This is a genomic window from Aeromonas sp. S11(2024), assembly GCF_041402345.1.
Lineage (GTDB): Bacteria > Pseudomonadota > Gammaproteobacteria > Enterobacterales > Aeromonadaceae > Aeromonas > Aeromonas veronii.
The window spans coordinates 119,587-145,371 of record NZ_JBGLRC010000001.1; the positions used below are offsets into that span (position 1 = coordinate 119,587).

The window sequence follows — 25,785 nt, forward strand, 5'->3', positions numbered from 1 at the left end:
TGCTCCCGGCAGGCGCAGTCGCCGTTTAGTCATGACGGGGTCCCTTGAGTTCTATAAGTTGGCCCCCTTCGAGGCGCAGCACCCTGTCGGCCAGCGCAGCATAGGCGGGGTTGTGGCTCACCAGCAGCAAGCCTGCACCTGTGTCTCGCACTGCCGCTACCATCAACGCCATCACCTGTTCGGCATTGTGCTCATCGAGGCTGCCGGTGGGCTCGTCGGCGAGCAGCCAACTGGGCTGATGGATAAGGGCGCGGGCCAGCGCCACCCGCTGTCGCTGGCCGCCGGAGAGCTGCTCCGGCCAGGCATGGCGCTTGTGGCTCATATCGAGCCGCTGCAGCAACTGGTCAATCCTGGCTTCATCCGGTGGCAGCGCATTGATGGCGAGCGGTAGGGCCAGATTCTCGGACACCGTCAGGGTCGGCAGCAGGTTGAAATCTTGATAGACGATGCCGAAATGGCGGCCCCGCAGGCGCGCCCGCTCGTCGGGAGAGCGGGTGTCGATACGGGTCTCCCCCAGCCAGATCTCCCCTTCGTCCGGTGCAATCAACCCGGCGATCAGATTGAGCAGGGTCGACTTGCCACAGCCGCTTTGGCCCAGCAGCAGGGTGATCTCGCCAGCGGGGAGGGCGAGATCGAGATGGTGGAACAGCGGCAGTCGTTCACTGCCGTTATCGAAGCTCTTGCAGAGGTTGCGCAGGGTCAGCATGGGGTAACCGTTTGATGGTCAATGGCTTTCATCATGCTTGGTACGCTAGCACGGCCAGCATTGATCAACACCCCTTACGGTTGATCAAGAGTGCCAGTTAGTGATCAAGGCGGCAAAAGAGCAGTGGATCCTCGCTGGATCCCGCTTGCCCGAGGTGGTTAGAATAGGGGCTTCCATGGGTCACAGGATGAGCAAGGATGTTACACAAGCAAGTCAGTTTTATCATCGATAGCAAGGGCAACAAGCAGGCTGCCGTCGTCCCCATCGAGATCTACAACGAGCTGATGACCCTGCAAAAGGCACTCTCCGACAACCGGCCGGGGGAGCGCGAGCTCTACCACTTCAACGGCAAAGGGGCAGAGGCCCACGGTTATCCGGTGGGCAAGCGGCAAAATCCGGGCTTTATGGTGCTGGCCGGTTCCACCGCCAATGGCGAGGATGCCGCCTCCCTGCGTGAAGCGGTGATCGAGCTGCGTCACGAACTGCTGGAGAAGGGGGTCATAGTGCCCCGCAGTCAGGGCGGCTTTGTCTTTACCGCCGATCAGCTGTTCAACAGCCCGAGTCTGGCCGCCAGTCTGGTGGCGGGCAATAACCGCAGCGGTCTGGATGCCTGGCAAAACAGCGCAGGCTATACCCTCAAGCAGTCGGGTTTCGGCAAGAAATAATCCCGCGTTTCGACAGCCAACCAATTAAGCGTTAATTGACCTGGATGAATTTTTCTTTTCATCCAGGTGCTAGCATCATTGCCAGATGGTTCTAAAAGGAAGAGACCATGTCTGCGCTCACCCCTGTTATTTTGTTGTTGTCCCTGTTTATCCCTCCCGCCCATGCCAGTAGTGGCCCTGTTCTGTTGACATCCTCCTCAATCGGACTTTTTTGTGTCGGATTGTTTGTGTTGGCCTACGCCCTGGTGATGGCTGAAGAGTATCTGCAACTGCGCAAGTCCAAACCCGTGCTGGTGGCCGCCGGGGTGATCTGGATCCTGATCGGTATCGCCTATGCACAGCAGGGGATGAGCCCTGTCGCCGAGCAGGCCTTCCGCCATACCCTGCTGGAATATGCCGAGCTGATGCTGTTCCTGCTGGTGGCGATGACCTATATCAACGCCATGGAGGATCGGCGGCTGTTCGATGCCCTGCGCGCCTGGCTGGTGCGATCCGGCTTTCACTTGCGCACCCTGTTCTGGTTGACCGGTGGGCTTGCTTTTTGTATTTCGCCGGTGGCAGACAACCTGACCACAGCGCTCTTGATGTGCGCCGTGGTGTTGAAAGTGGCCAACGGAGATCGGCGTTTTGTCAATCTTGCCTGCATCAACATAGTGATCGCCGCCAACGCCGGAGGGGCGTTCAGTCCCTTTGGCGATATCACCACCCTGATGGTGTGGCAGGCGGGCAAGGTGCAATTTGGCCAGTTCTTCACCCTGCTTATTCCCTCTCTGCTCAATTTTCTGGTGCCGGCCATCCTGATGAGCCTGATGGTGCCGCGTCATGTGCCGGAGGCTGATAACGAGGTGGTCGATCTCAAGCGGGGTGCCCGCCGCATCGTCGCGCTCTTCTTGCTGACCATCATCACGGCGGTGCTATGCCACAGTTTCCTCCATCTGCCACCCGTACTGGGCATGATGCTGGGGCTCGGTTATCTGCAGTTTTTCGGGTTTTATCTGCGCAAGTCGTTACCGCGCTCGCTGGCACGCAAACGGGCGCTCTACGAACGCAATGGGGATGAGGTACGGTTGCGCAGTCTGGGTTCTGTGGTGCCATTTGATGTGTTCAACAAGGTGGCCAAGGCGGAGTGGGATACCCTGCTCTTTTTCTACGGGGTGGTGATGTGTGTCGGTGGGCTGGGCTTTATGGGGTATCTGGAGCTGGTATCACACTGGTTGTATGACGCTGGGGATCCCACCATGGCCAACATCTTCATCGGGGTCTTGTCCTCCGTCATCGACAACATTCCCGTGATGTTTGCCGTGCTGTCGATGAACCCGGATATGGCGTTGGGGCAGTGGCTGCTGGTGACCCTGACCGCCGGAGTGGGCGGCAGCCTGCTCTCCATCGGCTCTGCGGCCGGGGTGGCCCTGATGGGACAGGCCCACGGCATGTATACCTTTTTTGGCCACCTGAAGTGGCTGCCTGCCATCTTGCTCGGTTATCTGGTGAGCATAGGGGCGCACCTCTGGCTCAACAGCGCCCAGTTCTGAACGTCTGGGCGCCAGTACGAAAAGAGGCTTCCGTTGACGGAAGCCTCTTTCGTTTTCCTGACAGGGGGGAGGGGGATCAATCGCCTCGCTTGCCGGTCAGCAGCCAGTAACTCAGAGTGGAACCCACGCCGCAGCAGGCGATGGCGATGGCCATGGGCAGCGGCGAGTGGGGCGGATTGAGGTTGACCAGAATGCCGACCAGGGCGCCGATGCCAAAGCGCAGGGTGCCCGCCAGTGCCGATGCGGTGCCCGCAGATTGCGGGAAGTGGCCCATCAGGCCGGTCATGGCATTGGCGCCCACCAGACTGATATGGCCGACAAACAGTACCACCGGAATGACGATGCCCCACAGGCCGCCGGTCTGGCTCCAGGCGTTGTAGACCAGCAGGGCGCCCGCGCAGGGCAGCACCAGCAGGCCGTATTGCAGCATCCGCTCGGCGCCCACCCCTTTGACCAGTCGGCTGTTGACGAAGGTGACCACCATCATCAGCAGGATATTGAGGCCAAACAGCCAGCCGTAGTGCTCGGTCGGCACCTTGAAGTACTCGATATAGACGTAAGGGGAGCCGCTTAAGAAGGCGAACATGCCGGAGCTGGAGAGGGAGCCGCACAGCACATAACCCATGGCGCCGCGATGGGAGAGCACCCCCCAGTAGTTCTTGAGGATCTGGCCGATCTTGAGCGGCTGACGGTGCTCCGGTTTCAGGGTTTCCTGAATTTTCCACTGCATCACCAGACAGATCAGCAGACTGATCCCCACCAGCAGCCAGAAGATCACCCGCCAGTCGGCGTGGGCGCTGATATAGCCGCCCACCACAGGGGCCACCAGCGGCGCCAAGGTCATCACCAGAATGACGAACGACATGGCGCGGGAAAACGCATCTTTCTCGAACAGGTCGCGCAGCAGGGCATTGACCACCACAGAGCCGGCCGCGCCGCCCGCCGCCTGCAACATCCGATAGGCCAGCAATTCAGGCAGGGAGTCCGCCATGGCACAGCCCACCGAGGCGATGGCAAACATCACCAGCCCCGCCAGGATCACCGGCTTGCGGCCATAGCTGTCGGCCAGCGGGCCGTAGAAGAGTTGGCCGATGGCAAAGCCGCCCAGAAAGGCGCTGATGGTGAGCTGGGCGCCGTCGATGCTGGTGGCCAGATCCCGGGCGATGGCCGGAATAGCGGGCAGATACATATCCACCGCCAGCGGGGTCAGACCCGCCAGGGCGCCCAGCAGGATAAACAGGAAACGGGGAGAGAGGGCGGCAGCCTGAGCTGTTGGCGATTGGGGCATAGGGTATCCGCTGGTGAACCTTGGTTGAAAAAGGGAGAAGGGCGAGTCTATCAGGTTTGCCCCCGCTCGGCATGACGTTCCTGCCCCCTCAAAAGGGGGAGGTGCCCGGCCGCTCAGGCACCTTGGGAATCACGCTTGCGGTCATGTGGGCGTACTGCGCGGATCACTCCCCCCAGCCAGAGCAGCCAGGCCAGCAACGAGATGGCGTAACCGAGCCGCTCCGGCCAGCGGGCGGTGAGGGTAAAGGTGAGATTATGTTGTCCGGCGGGCACCCAGACTTGCACCAGGCCGTTGCGGGTGCTGCTGACGCTCAGCGGCAGGCGCTGGTCGAGCCTTGCCTGCCAGCCCGGGTAATCAAACTGGTGCAGGATCAGTTTGGCGGGCGCCGGGGCATCCACCGTCAATTCGATATGACGAGGCTGCCAGCGCTGGATCTGCCAGTTCACCCCCTGATGGTCGCAGGTGATGGCGGGCTGGAATTCCTCTTTCCAGGCCAGCAGGGTGGGGGAAAACATGCCGCGTGGCACCTGCTTTGGTCGGTATTCGCGGGCGCTGCGCTTGCTGTCGAACTCCCCGTCGAGCTGACTCTTTACGGGAGCCTGGGTGAGCGGCGCCTCGCGTACATAGAGTCCCTGCGAGAGCAGGGTGAGGGCAAGTAGTAACCACCAGACCCACTGCCACGGGCGATAGGTGGGGGTACCCAGCGCCACCACGGCAACGGTAGCGATGACCAGCAGCAGATTGAGGCGCCAGGGAAATTGCACCAGTTGCAACGGAGTGAGCAGGCGCCACAGGGGCTCGCTTGGTGGCAGCATCATCAGAAAGCTCAGGGTGCCAATGACCCCCCAGAGCAGCAACTCGGGATGGCGCGGCTCGCGGGCAGCCGCCCAAGCTACCAGCAGCAGAGCCAGGGTGAGCAGCGTCAGCCAGGCGAGATGGCCGCGAAAGCGCCAGTCATCACGGCTTTGGGGCAAACGATCGAGAAAGTTGCGCTGAAATTCGAACATGCCGGTGCGCATCTGCTCCATGGAGATCCCCCCCTGATCCAGCAGAGCGGGCAGCAGCAACAGGCTGGCCATCGCCAACCCCCAGAGCTGGCCCAGCAGGGTGCCGATAAGCGGGGAGGCGGTGACAGGGACACTGACAAGCGCTGTGCTCCCCTTGTAGCGCCAGACCAGCAGCAGGCTGCGCAGGGTGAGCAAGCCCAGAATGAGCAGGGTGCTTGGTAGATGGGAAAGCGTCAGCATGGAGACGGCCAGTGCGAGCAGCAGTAGCGCAAAGGGGGCGCCGCGGCAGAGGCGATCCTGCGCCAGCAGTGCCAGCGGTGCCCAGACGAAGGCCCAGCTCTCTGCCAGGGCAAAGCGGGCGTAGATATCGATGGCCAGATGATAGGGCAGCGCCATATAGAGCAAACTGGCCGCCAGCGCCCGTCCGTGGCCGGCAAAGGGGCGCAACCAGAGATAGGCAAACAGGCCGGAGAGCCAGAGTGCCACGCTGCTGCTCCAGAGCAGCGGCGTCATCGCCTCGTGGGCCAGTGGGGTGGGGCCGGCGAACAGGGCGCTCACATAGTAGGGCAAGGGGGGATAGAAGAAAAAGACCGGGCTGCCGAAGGCGCCGTTCATCTCCATCAACCAGCGCGGATAGAGCTCACCTTGCCACAGTTGCACGGCAAAGAAGTGACCGGAGAGCAGGTGGTGAAACAGATCATGGCCCTGACTGCCGCCGCGCAGCCAGAATGGCAGCAACAGGAGGGAACAGGCCCCGGTCAGCACCGACAAAACCCACAGCCACTCTCTGGTTACACGCATAAGGAGACTCGTCTGTTATGGATGCGCAGTGAGTGTACCCGAGTTGTTCCCCTCTTTTTTAGTTGCCTTGGCGGATTTCTGTGCTCTTTCTATGTTTCTTGTCACTTTCCCCATGGGGTGTCTGCAGCGAGGGAATGGCGATCCAGAGGCCGGACTCGGCGGCAAAGCGCGGGGCAAACCAGTGCTGGTGCACCGCAGTGGGCATTTCGCTCGCGGCGATGGGGCGGCGACTGAGGCGACAGGCTCCCTGAGAGAGCGCCAGCGCCGCATCCCCCTTGTACCAGCCATCGGTGACGGCCAAGGCCGTGGTCTCCCGCAGCAGCCGCACGCCCCACTGGGTCACCAGTGCCGGGCACGCTTTTTCTGCCAGTTTTGCCGCCTGCACCATGGCGGGCGGACGGGGCAGGGTGAAGATCGCGCCGAGCAGCAGCAATCCGGCCACCGCGACCACCCACTCGCCACTGCGCGGCAGCCAACCCACCAGCAGCACGATACCGAGCAGGGTGACGGGGGCCAGATGGCGGGGATTGTCAGGGTTCTGGCCAAATAGGGTCCAGAGCAGCAGGGCAAACCAGTAGAGCGTCCAGAGCGGGGGGAGGGCGGTAGGGTTGTTTTTTGATCTTTGCCAAAGCGGCAGTACCAGCAGCGCCCCGACAGCCAAGGGCCAAAGCGGGGTGAGCTGATCGTTGAAGGTGCTCGCCCAGCTAAGCAGCCGATCGCCGTGGGCCGCTGCCGTGTTGCCCCACAGGGTAAAGTGGCCGTCGGTAAAGCGACGCCCCTCGCTGAAGTAGGCCCAGCCATCGGCTTGCCAGACAAACAGCAGGCAGGCTAGCCCCACCAGCACGATGGGGAGCACAAACCTGACGCGCGTGCCCTGCTGCGCCAGCCCGAGCCACAGGGGCAGCAGGGCCAGCACAAAATAGGAGGGACGCAGCGCCAGCATAAGGCCCAGCATGAGGCCCGCCAGTGCAATTCTGCGCTGCTGCAAGGTCAAGAGCGCCCCGAGCCAGGCGGCGAGCGCGGATCCGTCCGAAAGGCCGGAGAGCGCCAGCGTCGGGGTGAGCGGCAGGGTCAATACCAGCAGCCAGACGGGTGCCAGCAGGCTTGGCCGTTGCCACAATCTCATCGCCAGCAAGGCGGCGAGCGGTGCCAGCAGGGCTGTGCCCAACAGGCTTGCCCACTGCACCGCGCGGGCCGGATCGTCCACCAGCAGATTGAGCAGCCGCGCCAGCCAGATAAAGGCGGGGTAGCCCGGAAAGTGGGGGGAGAACTCCAGCACGCTAAAGCGCGTCACCCCGTGGGCGAAATTGAGGGCGTCGTCGGAATCGAGTGCCACAGGGAAGGCCAGCAGCCAGCCGAGCCAAGCCAGTTGCAGCAGGAGCAGTAACAGGAGCAGTAAGTAGGGTCGATTAGCGAAGCGTAATCGGCCGTGGTGACGCCCCCCTTCTCCCCTTGCGGGAGAAGGGTTGGGGATGAGGGGGGCTGTCATCATCGATGAGAGGCCATCAAAGCGGTGCCAGCACGGCCATCAGCGCTTTTTCTGCATCGCTAAAGGCGGCGGCATCGGCGGGCTTGGCGCCCACCCCGAATACCCCCGGGTTGCCGATGGCATCCAGCACCTTGGCCAGCGCCTGTTCGGCCGCCTTGCGATCCCCTTCGTTGAGAGAGGGGAGGATCAAATCGAGGAAGCGCTTGCTCTTGACCACCAGCACCTTGGCGGTCTGGTAGTCGCCAAGATTCTGGCTGGCTCCTTCGAGGCGGCGCTCGATCTCCGCCTTGTAGGCGCGGTTGAGCAGGGCAGCGGTGGCTGCTGCGTCTTTGGCTTTGATGGCGGCGGCCAGCGGCCCTTGCAGCTCCACCTTGTGGTGCTGTTCCAGATAGGTCAGTTCGTCGGCAATCTCGCTCAAGGTGGCGCTGGCATCCTTGCCGCCAGTGGCGGCGCCAAGCAGCGCTTCGCGGGCGTCGATCAGCGGCTCCTTGCCGGCGGCGGCGTAGGAGTAAGCCTGCGCCTGCCCGCTCAGGGTCAGCAGCAGGGTGAGGCCGAGTAAACCCGGGCGTATGGTCATCCTGTTCTCCTTACTTATGCCAATTGCGCGGCCATCAGGCCACGCTCTGGGTTTCAATCACGGTATTTTCGTTGCGATGGTTAAAGGTGTTGCGGCGTCTGTCTACCTGTTGGACACCGACAAGCCTCACGCCACGCTCTGGGTTTCGATCACGGTGTTTTCGTTGCGATGGTTAAAGATGGCGTGGCGTCTGTCCACCCCGTCGATCACCATGTCAGCGGCCATCATCCCCATCTCCATGGCGGTATCGGTGAAGATATAACGGAATGTTCCCTGACGGCCGGTCATGATGAGGTTACTGATCGGCATCAGCGCCTTGATCGCTTCGTTGCGGCGTGCCTGATAGCCGAGATCCATCAGCGGATAGGCGTACTCGCTGCGGGCTTCGAAGGTCTCATCGCCAAGCTTGGCGGTATCGACACCGAGGCTCGCGAGATCGGCGGTAACCCGACCGCGCAGATCAGAGAGCGGCGCCTGCCAGGTGGCATCCCCCGGATTGCAGGGGATCTCCAGCATCACCGAGGTTTGGCCCTGTGGCGCCATAAAGGGGCTGCGGCGGCGCGGCTCCTGCAGACGGGTCGCCAGAATATGGGGGTCTGAGAGGTACTGCCAGGTGTTGTCCGACAGGTTCTCCTGTTTGAGCGGCATATTGACGAAGCGAAGCGAGCGGTAATGCAGATCGCACGGCAAGCCAAGATGCTGGCAGGTGAGCGGCAGCGGCAGGGTGGAGATCACCTGATCAAAGCGCTCGCTCAGCTCCACGTCATCTTGTTGCCAATACACCCGTTCAATGCGGCCATCAGCCTGCTCAAGGCGGGTGATGGTGGCGCCGGTTTTCAGCTCAACGCCCTCTGCTACCAGCCGCTCCCCCAGGGTGGTGAAGATCTGGCCGAAGCCATATTTGGGGTAGCGGTATTTGCGGGCATAGGTGCGCACCGAGATACTGCCGTTGCGTCTTGGCAGCAGGCGGCGCGCCACATCTTTGAGGTCGATGAGGCTGATGCGCTGACCGGCCCAGTCGGCGGAGAGCTTGTCCGGGTTGATGCCCCACAGTTTGCCGGTGTAGCCCTCGAAGAACTGGCGGTAGAGGGTGCGACCAAAGTGGCTCTGGATCCACTCGGCAAAGCTTGCCTTGGCAAAATCGGTGGGCTTCTTGGCAAAAGGCAACAGCAGCAAGTCTTTCACCGCACCGGCCATCAGGGCGAGCGGCGCCGTCTTGAGCAGGTTGGGCAGGTTCAAGGGGTAGTCATAGGTGCGCCCGCCAAAGCGGATCACGCTCTTGCGTTCGGCGTGGAGCAGGTCATCCCCCATCAGCTCGTCGATAAAGGCGAGCAGCTCGGGGTTTTTGGTGATAAAGCGGTGACCGCCGTAGTCGAAGCGATACTCCCCATCGCGCCCCTTGAAGGTCTGGGTGGCGCACATGCCGCCGACCACCGGCTCCTGCTCGAACAGGGTGACGGCAAAACCGGCGCGGCGCAGGCGCCAGGCCGCCATCAAACCGGCGGGGCCAGCGCCCAGCACTGCAATGCTTTTCTTGTTGTTATCGCTCATGACCTATTCCGAAACTGCTTGATAGATAAGGGAACCGCGCCAAGGCGCGGCTCTCGAATAGTGTTGTTACCCCGTGGCCTTGTTGCCACAGGGCGTGCGGGCTCAGCCCTTGCTGGATGCGGCGCTCACCTGCGGACGATAGCTGCGCTGCCAGAGGGTAACGAAGATCGCCAGATAGAGGGCCCAGGTCAGCAGCTGCAAGCCAGCGGGTGAGGCATTGTAGCCAAACAGGGCACGCAGGAAGGTACCAAATACCCCCTGATCGTCGAGAATGTGGCTGATGTCGAACACCGGCGTGGTCCAGAAGGTGATGATCTCTGCCGCCTGCAACATGTTGACGGCAGACGAGAGCAAGCCTGCGGCGATGATGATGATAAGCAGGCCGGTCCAGCGGAAGAAGGGGGCCAGCGCCACCTTGCGGGTGGAGCGCAGCAGCCCCCACACCAGCGCGATGGAGACCAGCAGCCCCGCCAGCGCGCCCATCAGGCCGGATTGCAGATCCACCCCTTGGCCCGAGTAGAGCAGAGCGGAGAAGAAGAGCACGGTTTCAAACCCTTCGCGCATCACAGCAAGGAAGGCGAGCAGCACCAGACCAAACAGGTTGCCGCCATCGATGGCTGCATCGATGCGCGCCGTCATGGCCCCCACCTGGGATTTGGCCTGTTTTTGCATCCAGATCGCCATATATGTGAGCACCAACGTGGCGAAGATGAGGATCCCCGCCATCAAGAGGTGGTTGTAGCGCTCGCTCTCGAACTGGCTCACCACCACCTGGAACAGGAAGGCGACGACAAGGGAGGCGATAAGGCCGAGCCCCACCCCCAGATAGATGAACTTGTTGTAGCGGCTCGCCCCCAGCTTAGCGAGGTAGGAGAGGCAGATGCCGACCAGCAGGAAGGCTTCCAGCCCCTCGCGCAGGGTAATGAGAAAACTTGCAAACATCAGGATTGAGGCTCCGTTGCAGGCGTGACGGGGAGAGGCCGCAGGGTCAGTTGCAGCCGATTGAGTTGCACTATGGGTGGCTCCGGCAAGCTTGGCTCGGCGGCGCGCACCGCATCATTGACCCACTTGGGGTAGGTGCGGAAATTGAGTTTGATATCGGCCTTGAAGGGCCCTTGGGCATCTGCGGGCAGCGACCAGACTTCATCGCGCCAGCCATCGGCCGGAATGCGGGTATCTTCCAGCAGTTTGGCGTAGCGCCAGAACTTGAGCCCCACCGGCTTGCCCTCGGCATCGCCGAACACTTTTCTGAACAGCCGCGCATCTTCTGGGACGGCGCCATCCACCGGCTGGCCGCTGGCAAGCACCACCTTGCCACTGGCGTCAGTGATGGTCAGCTCCAGCCAGAGTTCACGAAAATCGGCCACCCCGGTGGGCAGGGCATGGCCCGCGCCGGTATTGGCGACCCGCACCACCAACCGCTGACTATCGGCAGCCTGTTCGATACGGGCGGAGAGGGTCGCGCTGGAGCGCAGCAGGGCCAGACTCTCCTGTTCAAGGTCGGGGTTGCGCAGCCCCACCAGCTGGTGCTGGGCGCCGGTGAAGTTGTGGCGATAGAGCCGCGCTTTCATGGTGCCGTTTTCGGTGGACTGGCCCGCCACCGGTGCGCCGCCATTGCCCGGCTCCGGGTTCATATGGCAGTCGATGCAGGTGCGTCGTTTGGCGGGATCCTCTGCCTTGGCGAAGCTGGATTTTTCCCACTCGTCCCAAGTGTTGACGATGTTGGCACCGGTGCCGGGGGCAAACTCGTTGTGGCACGACTTGCACAGAGCCGCGTCGCGGTAAAAATCCTTCTGATAGGAGGCTTTGTGGGCCGCCGGCCGGGCATTGATCTGCCGCTCGGCCAGCCAGTGCTGGAGGCTGCCGCCCGGGGCATCCTCGAACACATAGCTCTCGCGGTCTTTCAAATTCACGGTAAAGGCGCTGTTGCCGCCCGCGTCTTCTACCTTGGTGATGCGATGGCAGAGCACACAGCCGGTCCCTTCCTCCACCACAGGTTCGCCCGCTTTGTGGGCGGCAATCAGCGAGGCGCCACCCTGCTCGAACATGTGGGAGCCCTTGGGTAGATCCTGCTGGCCTGTCATCACCTGCTGGGGCATATGGCAGCCCTGACACCACTGACCGAATGCTTCCCCTTCGGTTTCGCGGGCCAATGCCTGCACCACCTTGTAGTAGGGGTGGGAGTTGCCCATCAGCCGGTGGTTGCTCTCGCTCCAATCCTTGAACGCTTGGCTGTGACAGTTCTGGCAGGAGGCAGAGTTGAGCCACTCTTTCGGGTGGGTAGTCGGCGCCTTGGCGGGATCCGTGCGCGGGGCACCGAGCCGCAGCCAGTTGGCGAGATAGGGGAGGTTGCCATCGGCGGTGACGAAGGCGTGTAAGTCCTCCATCATCGCTTTCACTTCCGGTTGGGGCCTCGCGGGGTCAACTGCCTCGGCCCCATCGCGGGTGTCGTGCCCCATGCCGCCCTGGGTCTGCTGGGTCATGCGCAGGTATTCGCCGACAAAATCCCCCGCCACCATGTTGGTGAGGTTGGCGTGGCCGTTGATGGCGTTGTCGCCGCTCTTCTGGCGATGAGCCGCCATCAGATAGCGGTTGGTGAAGTTGAACCCGTCCAGATGGCAGGAGTTGCAGCTCATCCAGTTGTCCCCCGCCATGGGGAAGCGTGAGTTGGACGCTGTGTTACCAAGGTTGAATAGCCGCTCGCCGCGCTGAAGCGGCGCGGGGCGCGGATCTGTCTCTACCAGCTTGGCGAAGTGGGGCACATCGACGGTGACCCGGGCAAACGGGCCGCTGCCGCCGCTATTGAGGCGGGTAAGATCCTGCCCCATGGCGTTGTGCACCAGAATATGGTCACCGTCGATCAGCAGATCCCGCGGATTCTGGCCCGGCAGGTGACGCAAGAGCTGGGTCGCCTTGGCGCCCCCCTGAAACTTCTTGCGGCGGTGACGGTTGTTGTTGGACTTGCCGCTGCGGGAGAGATCAAACACCAGCAGATCTTCCGAGCCCGCCAGGGTCAGATAGACCCGCTTGCCGTCGGCGGCGAAGCGTGCAGCGAACGGGTTGGAGACGATCTGGCTGCGGTTGCCGACGCTTGGCAGGTTGATCTGCAAAAAGAGCTGTTTTCTTTCATCGACCCGCTCTTTCTCCTCATCGAGATCGATGATGGAGACGGCCGGAAATACGGTGCTCTGAAACTGGAAGGGGTGATCGAAGCTCCACAGCACATGAGGCAACCAGGCCTCGCTGCCATCGGGAGAGAGGGCGATGCCGTCGAGCAGGCGCGGCAAGCCCTGCGAGTCGCTCGGCGTGTCGCTATGGGTCTCGGCCAGGGTAATAAGCTTGGGTTTGGGAAGCGAAGCTCCCTTGGCGCTATTGCCGAGTTTGGCGAGATCATAGATGGCGAGCTGGCCGGTCATGGCGTGGGTGAGCAGCAGGCGATCGTCGTTGGTCAATGCCAGCCCGCGGGGAGTCTCGGCGGTTTCTGCATCCAGCTGGAGGTTGCCCGCGGTGTCGTAGGCTTGCAGGCGAGCGGATTCGAACAGCGTGACCCAGAACCACTGCCGTTTGGCATCGAAGATGACCCCATAGGGTCTATGGCCGGTGGGGATCGCCTTTTCCAGATCGAGATCATCATCCAGCAGCAGCAGGCGATCGCCGCTGTAGTCGGTGACCAGCAGAGTGCCATCATCGGCGCGGGCCAGCTGGCGCAGATCGCCGCCCAGCGGCACCTCTTTGAGCCGCTTGCCGCTATCGCGCTCAAGCAGGGTGACAGATCCTGCGCTCAGGTTGGCGGTGACGAGGCGCGGGGCGCTTCCCTCCTCATAGGCAAGCATCCCGGCGCCCATCTGCTGGGCCAACGCGAAGGGGCTGGCCAGCAGCAGGACGAGGGCCAGCAGGGGTGACAAATATGCAGAGAACGATGACTTCAACATGGGATCAGGAGCGCCATTTCAAGATGGTCCAGCGCCAGGCGTGGCGCAGCACCAGAGGAGTTAACGCCAACGCGCTCAGCCAGTGGGCCCAGCTAGCGAGGTTGCCCATTGCATCGCCCGGAGTGCCGTGCAGCACCAGCAGCAGGCCGCTGGCCAAACAGATCAGCAGCAGGGCTTCAATAATCCGCCCCGTGGTGCGTAAAAAGGGTTTGTTGCTGCGGTTCAACAAGCTGCGATGGGAGAGCCAGAAGGCGCCAAACAGCAGGGGAAACAGGGTGAGCGAGAGCATCACATGGAAAAACAGATTCCAGCGTGCCAGCGACCAGAGCGGGGTCAGCGGCTCCCACAGCAGCAGGCCGGAGAAGAACATCAGATAGAGGGTGCCCTCGGCGGCCTGATGGTGGTAGGCCAGCCACTGCCAGAATTGTCGGGGTGAGAGAGAAAGGCTTGTCATAAAGGCTCCAGCACCCGGGCGGGGCAGCCCGGGGGGAGCAAGTTTATAACGCAGTAAGAGTAATGAAAAGTGTTATCAATTGTATTGCTGGTGAATCAAGGCTGAACAAGCACAGTGATCAAGCTCGACTATTTATGCTCCGCCATCCGCTCGGTCACTGCATAGGGGGGGGACGAGTCCCTTATGTGAGATCATGAGCCCCACTTGGCATAAGGGAGAAGGTTCAGCATGAATCATCAGCTCACCTTCGCGGATAGCGAGTTCAATGGCAAACGCCGCAAAACCCGTAAGGAGTTATTCCTGGCTCGTATGGAGGCGTTGCTCCCATGAGCAATGATGCTGGAGGTCATCGAGCCCGTCTATCCCAAGGCAGGTAATGGCCGTCGTCCCTACCCACTCGATACCATGCTGCGTATTCACTGTATGCAACAGTGGTATAGCCTTAGCGACGGCGCCATGGAGGATGCGCTCTACGAGATTGCTTCGATGCGTCTGTTTGCCAAGCTCTCACTGGACCAGGTCATCCCCGACCGTACCACCATCATGAACTTCCGCCATCTGCTGGAGCAGCACCGGCTGGCCCGGCAGCTCTTCGACGCCGTCAACCAGTGGCTTTCTGACGCTGGCATCATGATGAAGCAAGGCTCGTTGGTCGATGCCACTCTCATTGAGGCCCCTTGCTCGACCAAGAACAAGCGTGGCGAGCGTGACGGCGAGATGCACCAGACCAAGAAAGGTAATCAATGGTACTTCGGCATGAAGGCTCATATCGGTGTCGATGCCAAGAGTGGCCTGACGCACAGTCTGGAGACCACGGCAGCCAATGAGCACGACCTCAATCAAGTGGGAAATCTGCTCCATGGCAAGGAGGCATTTGTGTTCGCTGACGCCGGATATCAGGGTGCAGAAAACCGTGAAGAGCTGGCAGATGTAAAGGCACAATGGGCGATTGCGATGTGACCTGGCAGGCTCAAGGAACTCAAAAAGCATCCGCGCAAAAACAAGGCTGTGATTGCCTTTGAGAGGCTCAAATCCAGCATCCGCGCCAAAGTGGAGCACCCGTTTCGGATCATCAAACGTCAGTTTGGCTTTGTGAAGGTGCGGTTCAAGGGGCTGCGCAAGAACGACAACCAACTGGCGATGTTGTTTACGCTGGCGAATCTGTTTCGCGTGGACCAGATGATACGGGCATGGGATAGCTGTGCCCAAAAATCGACATAAGCCTCGAAAATGAGGCTAAATGGCGCTTAATAGCCGAATGCTTGCGGTAAATAGTCAGGTTTTTGGAGTGATGGGCATTTCAAATGCGGACAAAGAGTTCGTGGTGAAGGTGCGAGCAGCTTGTTCGCACCTTCCTTAGGACATAGCCTTTTATTTATTGGGGGGGAGGTGGATCAGAGGATATCGCCAACGAAGTAGGCCAGCAGGGCGAGCAACACGGTAAAGACCACGTTCAGAGCCATACCGGCTTTCATCATCTCCCTCTGGCGGATGTGGCCACTGGCAAAGACGATGGCATTGGGCGGCGTGGCGACTGGCAGCATAAAGGCACAGGAGGCACCGATAGCGATCAACACCGACATCACCACAGGTGATACACCCAGCGCCTCGGCGACACCGGCAAACAGGGGAACCAACAGCGCGGCGGTAGCTGTGTTGGAAACCAGTTCGGTCAGGAATACCACGAAGGCGGCCAGCATAAGCAACACGACAAAAATGTTGGCGTTGGAGAGCACGGCCGACAGATGGCTGGCCAGGAAGGCGCTGGTACCAGTGGCCTTGAGAATGGCGCTCAGGGTCAGACCGCCGCCAAACAGCATCAGCACGCCCCAGTCGGTGTTCTGGTTGACGTCATCCCAGCTGGCGACACGGCTGACCACGATGGCTACGATGGCACCCATGGCAATCAGGGTGTCGAGTTGCGGAATACCGCCAAAGGCGTTGGAGATGGGTTGTGAGCCGATCCAGAGCACAACGGTGGTCAGGAAGATTGCCAGCGTCACTTTACGCTCGCGGGTCCAGTTGATGGTGACATCCTGGATCTCGACGCGGTGGCTGAGACGCGGGCGGGTCACCAGATAGAGCAGGGCAATGCCGCAGGGCATCAGGATCAGCACGACTGGAACACCGAATTTCATCCAGTCAGTGAAGCCAATCCCCATCTGGGCGGCTGCGATGGCGTTGGGTGGGCTACCCACCAGGGTACCGATGCCGCCGATACTGGCGCTGTAGGCGATCCCCAGCAATACGAAGACGAAGGTGGCGCGCTCTTTTTTGCTATCGAGGCGTGCCAGCATACCGATCGCCAGTGGCAGCATCATGGCGGTGGTAGCGGTGTTGCTGATCCACATCGACATGGCGGCTGTGATGGTAAAGAGCAGGATGACGCCCCAACCTAGATGACCATTGGCCAGGTGCATCACCTTGCCTGCCATCAGGGTATCCAGTCCCTGTTTTGAGAGGGCTGCCGCGAGGGCGAAACCGCCAAAAAAAAGGAACAGGATCGGGTTGGCAAAATCGGTGAGGGATTTGCTCATGTCAAACACCCCGAGCACGGTAGCCAGCAGGGGCACCAGCAGGGCGGTGATGGTGACGTGCAGTGCTTCGGTCAGCCAGAGGATGGCGATAAAGACCAGAATGCCCAGCCCCTTGTTGACCATGGGATCAAACGGGAGCCAGGCGAGCATGGCACAAAGTAGCAAAACATCCAGGATGACGATCCCTGATTTGATGTCCAGCCAGCGAGATGGAGCAGAGGGTACAGCTGATGTGTGCATAATGTTCTCTCGGTTAATTTATGGTTGTTTTTGTGTTGCCGAGATTACATCCATTCACTTGTTTGAAACAGACTCACATGTTGAAAATCAGCCTCTACTCACATACTCATTGATAAAAATGAGGAAATGAACACATAAATAAAACATGTGCGAAATATAAATCAAACATCCATGAACTGTTCCAGCCATTGCTTGAACATGCTCTTGGGCAAGGAGCCATTTATCTGGTTCACCAGTTTGCCCTGTTGGAAGACCATCAGGGTGGGGATGCTGCGAATGGCGTAACGGGCGGCAATGGTGCTCTGCTGCTCGGTATCGACTTTGACAAAGCGCATCCGTGGTTCGAGTTCATGGGCAACCTCATGAAATACCGGAGCAAACTGCTGGCAGGGGCCGCACCAGCTGGCCCAGAAATCGACCACGACCGGGATGTCTGAGTTGATCAGGGTATCGAAGTTATCCGCATTCCCGAGGCAAGGGGTCTGGCTGAACAGGAGGGCTTTGCAGCGCCCGCATTTGGCAGATGTATCGGTATGGGTAACGGGCAGGCGGTTCCTGGTAAAGCAGTGGCTACAATAAGTAGTGATAAATGACATAATTGGTTCCTTCTAAATCAGCTCTGGCCGGGGATATGATGAAAAGCCAGAATGAAGCAATCGCGAAACAATAGCGAAATATCAGAGCAATAACGGTAACACAGTGCCCAGCGGGAGTGGATAATTCCCCCAGGGTTCATTGCCTGACCGGATAATTCAGCGACCACCAGATGAGAGTCGAGACGGGATGAATAAAGGATCACGGAAAAACCGTGCTGTGCCAGGGCTGATCGTTGCCTTGCTGCTCGCCTTTTCGGGCTACTGCTGGCAGTCGCTCAGTCAGCAGCAACAGGCCCACGACCTGAACGACGCGGCCGAGGTGGTGCTGAACCGGATCAACGCCGATACCGTCTATCTGCTTGGGCGGGAGCAGGCCAATGACAGCAATGTCCAGCAGCGCCTGAACCAGTTATCCATCACCCTTGACGGTTTTGTACGGGAAGTCAGAAGCGATCCCGAGCTGGTGCAAGACGATCTCTCCCAGGCACTGCTTGAGGACATGGACACCTATCTGATGGCGCTGGCCAGGCTTCATGCCATTGAGATGGCTATCGAGTATCTCAATGCGCCCCTGCAGGCCCAGATTAAAAAGGTGCGGGGGATAATCCCGTCAGACAGTGCTCTCCATCGCGACCTGGAGGAGCTGGCGCAACTGAGCAACTATCTGCAGCGCAGTTGGGACAAACGTGAACAGACTACGCTGGACCAGCTGCAACAGCAGTTGCAATCCCGTTATGGCAACTTGCCGGAGATCGCTACCCTGACCCGCCTGAGCAAGGAGATGAGCCAGCAGGTGATGGCCTATCACACCTTGCGTTACCAGCTCATCGACATGCATGTGATCGAGAGTCTGGTGCGCTGGAAACTCGACAAGCTGGAGCGCGCCTCCTCTTTGATGAACCGCTTCTATCTGATGGTGCTGTGCGGGGCTTTGATTTGCTTTGCGCTGGTGGCCTTCACCCTGTGGCGCCGCAACCAGAAGCTGAGCGAACTGTCGCGCCAGACCGGCTTGCTGGCCCAGGCCAAAAGCGATTTTCTGGCCAACATGAGCCACGAGATCCGCACCCCCATGAATGCCATCATAGGTTTTAGCTCGCTGGCACTGCAGACCGAACTGGATCAACAACAGCGGGACTATCTGGGCAAGATCAAATCCTCATCCGATACCCTGCTGCTGCTGATCAACGACATCCTTGATTTGACCAAGGTGGAGTCCGGCAAGCTGACGTTGGAGGAGATCGACTTCGATCTCAGCGAGCAGCTCGATTCGCTGGCGGGCATGTTTGCCGATCTGGCGGAGCGCAAGCACGTGGAGGTGGTTATTCGCAAGTCACCGGAGGTACCGGTCTTCTTGCGTGGGGATCCCTTGCGATTGGGACAAGTGCTGGTCAATCTGGTGAACAACGCTATCAAGTTTACCGAACGCGGTGAAGTCGAAGTCTGCATCGAGCTGGCCAATCCTCACCCAATGCGGATCCGCTTCAGTGTGCGCGATACCGGCATCGGCATTGCCGAAGAGAAGCAGACCCAACTGTTTCAGGCGTTTACCCAGCTGGAGGCGGGCAATACCCGAAAATATGGCGGCTCGGGTCTTGGGCTCAATATCTCCCAGCGGCTGGTGGAGCTGATGGGGGGGCGGATCACCGTAGAGAGCAAACCTGGCGTCGGCTCTCTGTTCAAGTTCGATATCCCGATGGCGCAGGCGGTCTACGGTGTGGCTGGACGGAAAGTCTTCTTCGAAAACCAGCCGCTGGTGATGGTGATGGATGACAACGAACTGGTGCTGGATCTGGCCCGGGACATTCTGACTCGCGCGGGAGTGCGAGTGCTGCCGGTCAACTCCCTTTCCCGTGCCCGTCAGCTGCTCCGTGAAGAGGGACCGAATCTGCGGTTGGCGATCCTCGACTGGCGCATGGGTCAGGAGGATGGGCTCGATCTGGCGCTGGAGATGTATCAGCACAGCCAGTGGCGGCGGATCCCCATCCTGATGATCAGTGCCTGGGCCAGAGAGGGGCTGCACGCCCGGATGGACAGCATGGGGCTGACCCATTTTCTGCCCAAACCGATGACCGAAAATGCCCTGCTGGCCAAGGTGGACGAGCTGCTCAACGGCAGCTCTTACGAGCTCAACCTGCGCAAGGCCGAGGCACAGGGGGATCAGCAACACTTCAAATCCCTGTTGCAGGGTACCCGAGTGCTGTTGGCGGAAGACAACCGGGTCAATCAGCAGCTCATCATCGAATATCTGCGGCGCGTCGATGCGGTGGTGTGTGTGGTCAGCAATGGTCGGGAGGCGGTGGAGCGGGTCGCCGAGCAGCCTTTTGACGTGATCCTGATGGATTTGCAGATGCCGGTGCTGGACGGACTCGATGCCACCCGCCAGATCCGCAAGATGGTCGACAAACACGATGTGCCCATCATTGCCCTCACCGCCAGTGCCATGCCCGGTGACAAGGAGCGTTGCCTGGGGGTGGGGATGAATGGCTATGTCACCAAGCCGGTGAGCAAGCTGGATCTCTACAACAACCTGCTGCAGTGGGTAAAGCCGCAAGGGGTGGAGCAGGCGGGGATCATGGAGGTGAAACCGCCGGATATGATCGGGATCCTCGATCTGCAGGATGCCCTCAAGCGGCTGGAGCAGGACAAGGAGGCATTGCAGATCCTGTTCAAGCTGTTCATGTCGGAGCACAAGGACGATCTGTGGGAGATCCGCTCCGCCCTGCGCCGTCAGCAGCCCGAGGTGGCCAGCAAGCTACTGCACACCCTCAAGGGGGTGTCGGCCAATATCTCGGCGTCCCGTCTGCAATTGGTGGCTGGCGAGCTGGAGTGGCGCCTGCGGCAAAACGAGGTGCTAAGCGAGACGGATCTGGAGCAGTTGCAACAGGTCTTTAGCCAAACCCGAGAAGAGGTGTCACACTTCCTGTTGACCGGTGAGCAGCATGAAAATTCGTATAATCCCTATTCATCAGGGGATGATCGCATGTCACAGTGAATTAAATAGTAATTATTCTCAACCATCCCGGTTCGGGATATGATGAGCTTTCGTTCGAATCGCCTCCAGCCGGAGGCGATTGTTTTCATTCTTCTATTTCTGCGTGGCTTCTCTGATGGCCGCTCCTTGGAGCGGTCACGGGCAGAGAGCGCTAAAGGTTGGTGGTGTGAGCGTATTTCTACGATTGAGCTGGTTTTTCAAGGAGCAGTGGCCCCGTTATCTGGCCGCCATCTCCCTGCTGCTGATGGTGGCCCTGTTGACCGTGATTCCGCCCAAAGTGGTGGGCTGGGTGGTGGATGGCATCACCAAGGGCGGTCTCGACAATGGTACCCTGATGCGCTATCTGGCGGGGCTGTTTGGTCTGGGTGTGCTGATTTATCTGCTGCGCTACGTTTGGCGGGTGATGCTATTTGGTGCCTCTTACCGTCTGGCCTATGTGTTGCGCAATCGCCTTTTCAGCCATTTCACCCGGATGAGCCCCGATTTTTATCAGCGCCACCGTACTGGCGATTTGATGGCCCATGCCACCAATGACATTCAGGCTGTAGAGATGACCGCTGGCGAAGGGGTGCTGACTCTGGTGGACTCCATCATGGTCGGGGTATTGGTGCTCTCCATCATGTGTAGCCAGTACTCCTGGCAGTTGACGCTGGTCTCCTTGCTGCCGCTGCCGGTGATGGCCTATTTCATGAACCGCTTCGGCACCCAGATCTACACCCAGTTCAAGGCGGCGCAAGGGGCCTTCTCCAGGCTCAACAACAAGACCCAGGAGGCCCTTTCCGGTGTGCGGGTGTTGAAATCCTATGCGGTTGAATCGCTGGAAGATGAAGGCTTTGCCGAGCTGACCAAACAGGCGGGGGAGCGCAATATGGCGGTGGCCCGCATCGATGCCAAATTCGATCCGGTCATCTATCTCTGTATCGGTTGCTCCTACTTCCTCGCGGTGGTGGGGGGCAGTGTGCTGGTGCTGCAGGGTGAGCTGACTCTGGGTGAGCTCACCAGCTTCACCATGTACCTCGGCCAGCTGATCTGGCCGATGTTTGCCATCGCCTGGCTGTTCAACATCATCGAGCGGGGTAGCGCCGCCTACTCCCGTATCGAAAGCCTGCTGGGGGAGCGCAGCGATATCGAAGAGCCCGCCCAGCCGGCGGTGTTTACCTCTGCCTTTCCTTTGCAGATCAAAGGGGTGAGCTATCAACTTGAGCAGCGCATCCTGCTTGCGGATATCGACGTTACCCTCAAGCAAGGGGGGATGCTCGGGGTGGTGGGGCGCACCGGGGCAGGCAAGAGCTCCCTGCTCAAGCTGTTGATGCGCCTTGCCAATCCGACTCACGGTTCGATTGTCATGGGGGGCGTACCGATTGACCAGTTGCCGCTCGCCACACTGCGCAGCCAGTTTGCCTATGTGCCGCAGGAGCCATTCCTGTTTTCCACCACTATCGCCGCCAATATCGCCCTCGGCAAACCCGATGCGAGCCGCGAGGAGGTCGAACGGGTGGCGCGCATTGCCTGTGTCCACGATGATATTGTGCGTTTCCCCAAAGGCTATGAGACCGAGGTGGGGGAGAAAGGGGTGACCCTCTCCGGCGGTCAGAAACAGCGGCTGGCCATTGCCCGCGCCCTGCTGCTGGATGCGCCCATTCTGGTGCTCGATGATGCGCTCTCGGCGGTGGATGCCCACACCGAGCAGCAAATTCTGCACGCTCTCAAAGCCCATCGTCGCACCCTGATCTTGGTCAGCCATCGCATGACGGCGGTGGAGCAGGCCGACGAGATCCTGGTGCTGGAGCAGGGGGCCGTTAGCAAACGGGGTCATCACGGTGCCCTGATGGCACACAATGGCTGGTATGCAGATATGGTGCGTTATCAGCGTCTCGAAGAAGCGGTGGAGGAGAGCCTGTGAATCCGACCATTAAACGACTGCTCGCTTACTGCGCCCAGTATCCTCGCTGGCTTATTCAGGCGGGGATCTGTTTGCTGCTTGCCACCGGCGCCGAAGTGGCCGGGCCGCTGCTGATCAAGCTCTTTATCGATGACTATCTGGCGCCTCGCAATATCGTGCTGCCCACCATAGCCCTGATTGCTGCGGGCTATCTGGGCTTGCAGGTGCTGTCGGCGGCGGGTTTCTATTTGCAATCCCTGCGCTTCAATCGCATTGCTCAGGCGGTGGTGCAAACCCTGCGCGAGCAGGTATTTGCTACCGCCATCCGTTTGCCGGCCCGCTACTTTGACAAGCATCGCTCCGGCTCGCTGATTTCCCGCATCACCAACGACACCGAGGCGATCATGAACCTCTATGTGCAGGTGATCGGCTTGCTGGTGCAAAAGGTGGTGCTGTTGTGCGGCATCCTCATCTCCATGGCGCTGCTGGATCTGCGGCTGATGCTGGTCTGCTCCCTGCTGCTGCCCGCCGTGGGCGGGGTGATGTGGCTCTACCAGAAACTGAGTGTGCCGGTGGTGCGAGCGACTCGCAGCCTGCTCTCCGACATCAACAGCCGCCTCAACGAGTCGCTGCAGGGGATGCCGGTGATCCAGGCGATGGTGCAGGAGCGCCACTTTGCCAACGCCTTTGCCGAGGTGAACCAGCAACACTGGTCGGCACGGATCAAGAGCCTCAAGATCAACGGCATTTTGCTGCGTCCGCTCATCGATCTCTTCTACATGATGGTGCTGATCGGCCTGTTGGCGCTGTTTGCCCATGAGGGGGGGGAGCCACGCGGGTGCTATTCAGGTAGGGGTGCTCTACGCCTTTATCAGCTATCTGGGGCGGATGATCGAGCCGCTCATCGAGATGACCAACCAGCTCAACCAGCTGCAGCAGGCGATGGTGGCGGGGGAGCGGGTCTTTGCCCTGCTCGATGAAACCCGCGAGAGCACCGAGGGCGAGCTGCGCCCGCTGGAAGGGCGGGTCAGTTTCGAGCAGGTGAGCTTCTCCTACGATGGTGAGCAGCAGGTGCTGCGGGAGGTCAGTTTTGCCGCAAAACCGGGCCAGATGCTGGCGCTGGTGGGCCATACCGGCAGCGGCAAGTCCACCATTATCAGCCTGCTGATGGGCTTCTATCCGCTGGATCAGGGGCAGATCCGCTTCGATGATCACGCACTGGATACCCTGTCGCTGGCGGCGGTGCGCCGCAGCATCGGGCTGGTGCAGCAGGATCCTTTTATCTTCGTCGGCACCCTGGCGGAGAACCTGCGTCTCGGCCGCGCCGGCATAGATGACGCGCGGCTCTGGCAGGCGCTGAGCGAGGTGCAGCTGGCCGACTTTGTGCGCAGCTTGCCACAGGGGATCAACACCCTGATGGAGGAGGGTGGCAAGAACCTCTCCGCCGGTCAGCGGCAACTGCTCTCCTTTGCCCGTGCACTGGTGGGAGATCCGCGTATCCTCATTCTGGATGAAGCGACGGCCAGCGTGGACTCCCAGACCGAGTTGGCGCTGTCGCAGGCGATCTCTGCTGCCCGTCGTGGCCGCACCACCATCGCCATCGCCCACCGCCTCTCGACCATCGTCGATGCGGACGAGATCCTGCTGCTCTCCCGCGGTCAGGTGAGCGAGCGGGGTACCCATGGTGAGTTGATGGCCCTCGGCGGTCACTATGCCCAGCTGTTCGAGATGCAGAGTCAGGGGGCCTGGCTCGAAGAGAAGCGCGCCTGATCGGCACATTTGCTGTAACAGCGACATGAGCGAAAAGAGGGAACCGGTGCGGTTCCCTCTGTTTTTTTGGGTTGGGCAAAAGGTCGTAACCGTGATCCCTGTGCTTGTCGAATGGCGCAGATGCAGGCAACATGTTGTTTACATTAACTCATCGGATCAGTTCGCATATGGATTTGCAACGCTTCAAAGCCAATCTGGCACTTCGGCTGTTTGCCTGGCGCTATATTCCCGTCATCGGGTTTTGTGCCCCGATCATCGAAGAGATGAACGCCAAGGAGCTGCGCATTCGCATTCCCCTTGGCTGGCGTACCCGCAACCACCTGGGCAGCATGTATTTTGGCGCGCTGGCGACCGGCGCCGATCTGGTGGGTGGTCTACTGGTGATGGAGAAGGGGCGGCAGCGGCGCAAGAAGGTGCACTTCGCCTTCAAGGATGTGCAGGGGGAGTTTTTGAAACGACCGGAGGGGGATGTGCAGTTCGACTGCGCAGCGGGGGAGGAGATTGACGCCATGATCAACGAATCGCTGGCAAGCGGTCAGCGCATCAATCGCCCCATCCAAGTGGTGGCAACCTGTCCGTCATTGAACGGGGATGAGGCGATGGCGCGTTTTGTGCTGACCCTGTCGATCAAGGCCAGCTAGCGGGTTGCCGGAGAGTGGCTCCCCGAAACGGGTTTAGCCAATCTCCGGGCTGACGCCCTCTTTCACCACGACCTTCATGCCGTTGAAGTTGACCACCTGTTCGGCCACGATCTTGCAGCGCTTGCGGGTCTCCACCTGACCGTCCACCTCGACCAGCCCTTCGGCAACGAGGGCTTTGGCGGCGCCGCCACAATCGGCCCACCCCTGATGTTTGATAAGGTCACACAAGGCAACGAAGGGGTGACCTTCGAGCAGAAACGTCTCCATGGGAAATCCTCTAGATGGATGAATGCCGGATACAGCAGGGCGACTATTTTAGGCAGTTCGCTCAGGCAAAGAAAGGAAGAGGGGCCACTCGCTGCGAAAAAGTGGCCGATTGTCCTTGAGGTGGCGCTTTCGCAAGACCTGATGGAGAGGTGAGAGGGCCACCCGTGACGTATCGTGACGCACCTCGTCCCTGCTGGTGTGCCCACACTCGCCCCTGACTGTTAGGATCGGGCCACTCTCAATGGCCCAAGGAACTTTCCATGACACTCTCCCGCCTGCTGCTGGCATGCAGCGCCCTTACTCTGTGCGGTGTTGCGCAGGCCAGTACTCCGGTGCAGGTCTCGCTGCCCGGGGTCAATTTGCCCGCGTCCCATCAGGTGGAAGGGGCGCGCGCCTCGCTGCTCTACGGTCGGACCGGTCAGGTGAAGGGCATTGATCTGCCGATCTTCGCCCTCTCCGATGTGGATCAGTTCAGCGGTCTGCAGCTCGGGATTTTCCTCGGTGCTGGTCGGGTGCGTCACCAGTTTGGCGGGGTCGCTATCAACGCCATCAACTGGCACGAAGGGCAGGATACCGGCGTCAATCTGGGGCTGGTCAACCTGACCAACAATGTACAGGGGCTTAACTGGGGGGCGGTCAATATCGCCAAGGGCAATGCGCTGGCCAACGTCGGCTTCGTCAACTATGCCGAGCGTACCACCTTCCAGATTGGCTTTATCAATGCGACCAAGCACCTCGACGGCTTGCAGATCGGGCTGGCCAACTATGCCGCCAACGGCGTGTTCCCCATTCTGCCGCTGGTGAACTTCCAGAAATCGTTCTGACCAAGGCAGTTCGCTTTGCGTTAAGGGCCTCTGC

Annotated in this window: 18 protein-coding genes and 2 pseudogenes; 8 read left to right on the plus strand and 12 right to left on the minus strand. The window is 60.3% G+C overall.

All coding sequences use genetic code 11. The annotated features are described in order from the left end of the window. Positions 1-25: 25 nt before the first annotated feature. Entirely contained in the window at positions 26-706 is a 681-nt protein-coding gene (locus tag ACB040_RS00505; RefSeq protein ID WP_371153872.1) for an ABC transporter ATP-binding protein, read from the minus strand. 197 nt (positions 707-903) lie between these two features. Between ACB040_RS00505 and ACB040_RS00510 the strand changes: the two genes are divergently transcribed. Then, positions 904-1,371, plus strand: a complete 468-nt coding sequence (locus ACB040_RS00510; protein WP_005333716.1) for a DUF4357 domain-containing protein — start codon at positions 904-906, stop codon at positions 1,369-1,371. Between the two features lie 107 nt (positions 1,372-1,478). Next, positions 1,479-2,903 carry a sodium:proton antiporter NhaD gene (nhaD, locus tag ACB040_RS00515; protein ID WP_058060016.1) on the plus strand — a complete coding sequence of 475 codons (1,425 nt, stop codon included), beginning with the start codon at positions 1,479-1,481 and terminating at the stop codon, positions 2,901-2,903. A 76-nt stretch (positions 2,904-2,979) separates the two neighbouring features. Here the strand turns inward: nhaD and ACB040_RS00520 are convergent, their stop codons facing one another. From ACB040_RS00520 to ACB040_RS00555, 8 genes are all read right to left on the minus strand, one after another. Beyond that, complete coding sequence (locus tag ACB040_RS00520; protein ID WP_076491839.1) at positions 2,980-4,191, minus strand: Bcr/CflA family multidrug efflux MFS transporter; 1,212 nt, start codon at positions 4,189-4,191, stop codon at positions 2,980-2,982. 113 nt (positions 4,192-4,304) lie between these two features. Then, positions 4,305-5,999 carry a hypothetical protein gene (locus ACB040_RS00525; protein ID WP_371153869.1) on the minus strand — a complete coding sequence of 565 codons (1,695 nt, stop codon included), beginning with the start codon at positions 5,997-5,999 and terminating at the stop codon, positions 4,305-4,307. Positions 6,000-6,057: 58 nt separating this feature from the next. After that, positions 6,058-7,491, minus strand: a complete 1,434-nt coding sequence (locus ACB040_RS00530) for a hypothetical protein (RefSeq protein WP_371153867.1) — start codon at positions 7,489-7,491, stop codon at positions 6,058-6,060. 13 nt (positions 7,492-7,504) lie between these two features. Continuing rightward, positions 7,505-8,065, minus strand: coding sequence for a hypothetical protein (locus tag ACB040_RS00535; RefSeq protein WP_371153865.1), 561 nt, complete (start codon positions 8,063-8,065; stop codon positions 7,505-7,507). A gap of 126 nt (positions 8,066-8,191) precedes the next feature. Then, positions 8,192-9,616 carry an NAD(P)/FAD-dependent oxidoreductase gene (locus ACB040_RS00540; protein ID WP_371153863.1) on the minus strand — a complete coding sequence of 475 codons (1,425 nt, stop codon included), beginning with the start codon at positions 9,614-9,616 and terminating at the stop codon, positions 8,192-8,194. 102 nt (positions 9,617-9,718) lie between these two features. Continuing rightward, complete coding sequence (locus ACB040_RS00545; protein ID WP_128835883.1) at positions 9,719-10,558, minus strand: FTR1 family protein; 840 nt, start codon at positions 10,556-10,558, stop codon at positions 9,719-9,721. Next, positions 10,558-13,548, minus strand: a complete 2,991-nt coding sequence (locus ACB040_RS00550; protein ID WP_371153860.1) for a YncE family protein — start codon at positions 13,546-13,548, stop codon at positions 10,558-10,560. The genes ACB040_RS00545 and ACB040_RS00550 overlap by 1 nt, the downstream gene beginning before the upstream one ends. 4 nt (positions 13,549-13,552) lie before the next feature. Further along, positions 13,553-14,002 (minus strand): hypothetical protein, encoded by a 450-nt coding sequence (locus ACB040_RS00555; protein WP_005352687.1) that lies wholly within the window; start codon positions 14,000-14,002, stop codon positions 13,553-13,555. Between the two features lie 228 nt (positions 14,003-14,230). On the opposite strand from ACB040_RS00555, the pseudogene ACB040_RS00560 reads away from it, so the two are divergent. Next, positions 14,231-15,223: pseudogene (locus ACB040_RS00560) on the plus strand (IS5 family transposase). A gap of 173 nt (positions 15,224-15,396) precedes the next feature. Here ACB040_RS00560 and ACB040_RS00565 read toward each other — a convergent pair. Beyond that, positions 15,397-16,779 (minus strand): DASS family sodium-coupled anion symporter, encoded by a 1,383-nt coding sequence (locus ACB040_RS00565; RefSeq protein ID WP_005333606.1) that lies wholly within the window; start codon positions 16,777-16,779, stop codon positions 15,397-15,399. Positions 16,780-16,940: 161 nt separating this feature from the next. Beyond that, positions 16,941-17,375 (minus strand): thioredoxin TrxC, encoded by a 435-nt coding sequence (gene trxC / locus ACB040_RS00570; protein WP_371153858.1) that lies wholly within the window; start codon positions 17,373-17,375, stop codon positions 16,941-16,943. A gap of 187 nt (positions 17,376-17,562) precedes the next feature. On the opposite strand from trxC, the gene ACB040_RS00575 reads away from it, so the two are divergent. The 4 genes and pseudogenes from ACB040_RS00575 (at position 17,563) to ACB040_RS00590 (ending at position 24,660) form a co-directional block, all read left to right on the plus strand. Further along, positions 17,563-20,367, plus strand: coding sequence for a response regulator (locus ACB040_RS00575; protein WP_371153856.1), 2,805 nt, complete (start codon positions 17,563-17,565; stop codon positions 20,365-20,367). Positions 20,368-20,533: 166 nt separating this feature from the next. Continuing rightward, a complete protein-coding gene (locus tag ACB040_RS00580; protein ID WP_371153854.1) occupies positions 20,534-22,270 on the plus strand; it encodes an ABC transporter transmembrane domain-containing protein in 1,737 nt (578 codons plus the stop codon). Further along, positions 22,267-24,019: pseudogene (locus ACB040_RS00585) on the plus strand (ABC transporter transmembrane domain-containing protein). The gene ACB040_RS00580 and the pseudogene ACB040_RS00585 overlap by 4 nt, the downstream one beginning before the upstream one ends. Positions 24,020-24,186: 167 nt before the next feature. Next, the gene (locus tag ACB040_RS00590) at positions 24,187-24,660 is read left to right on the plus strand and encodes a DUF4442 domain-containing protein (protein WP_371153852.1); all 474 of its coding nucleotides are present in this window, start codon (positions 24,187-24,189) and stop codon (positions 24,658-24,660) included. A gap of 33 nt (positions 24,661-24,693) precedes the next feature. Here the strand turns inward: ACB040_RS00590 and ybcJ are convergent, their stop codons facing one another. Further along, a complete protein-coding gene (ybcJ, locus tag ACB040_RS00595) occupies positions 24,694-24,927 on the minus strand; it encodes a ribosome-associated protein YbcJ (RefSeq protein ID WP_005361116.1) in 234 nt (77 codons plus the stop codon). 260 nt (positions 24,928-25,187) lie between these two features. Here ybcJ and ACB040_RS00600 point away from each other — a divergent pair, with 260 nt between their 5' ends. Beyond that, the gene (locus ACB040_RS00600; protein ID WP_005333596.1) at positions 25,188-25,751 is read left to right on the plus strand and encodes a VC2662 family protein; all 564 of its coding nucleotides are present in this window, start codon (positions 25,188-25,190) and stop codon (positions 25,749-25,751) included. Positions 25,752-25,785: the final 34 nt, after the last annotated feature.